The 792-nt window shown below is 64.5% G+C and carries 1 pseudogene; it reads right to left on the reverse strand.

What is annotated here, in order from left to right:
• A pseudogene (locus tag ACU8YC_RS25135) lies at positions 1-792 on the reverse strand (YgiQ family radical SAM protein); the annotation flags it as partial.

Genomic DNA, 792 nt, shown 5'->3' on the forward strand with positions numbered 1-792 from the left:
CCTTTTCGAAGGACGGCAGACGGATCACCGTGCGGTCACGCTCCAGCTTCGGGTGCGGCAGCAGCTCCACCGGCCGGGCTTCGTTCGGGTCGTCCTGCGGCCCCTTGTCCTTCTCGATGGCGCAGGCGGACAGGTCCTGCGTGTTGACGTAGGGGTTGATGATCTTGTCGATCTTGCCCGGGCGGTCGATGCGAGTGGAGTCGATTTCGAACCAGCCTTCGGGTGTGTCCTTGCGAATGAACGCGGTGCCGCGCACGTCGGTGATCGCTTCAACCGGCTCGCCACGCGCCAGGCGCTGCGCTACCTCGACGATGGCGCGCTCGGCATTGCCGTAGAGCAGGATGTCCGCGGTGGCGTCCATCAGGATCGAGCGGCGCACCTTGTCCGACCAGTAGTCGTAATGAGCGATGCGGCGCAGCGAGGCCTCGATGCCGCCGAGCACCACCGGCACATGTTTGTAGGCCTCCTTGCAGCGCTGGCTATAGACCAGGCTGGCGCGATCCGGCCGCTTGCCGGCCAGACCACCCGGGGTATAGGCGTCATCGGAGCGGACCTTGCGATCGGCGGTGTAGCGATTGATCATCGAGTCCATGTTGCCGGCCGCGACGCCGAAGAACAGATTCGGCTCGCCGAGCTTCATGAAGTCGTCTTTGCTCTGCCAGTCCGGCTGGCTGATGATGCCCACGCGAAAGCCCTGCGCCTCGAGCAGACGGCCGATGATCGCCATGCCGAAGGACGGATGATCGACATAGGCGTCACCCGTGACGATGATGATGTCGCACGAGTCCCAGC

It is taken from the genome of Citrobacter sp. VF227 (assembly GCF_052950715.1).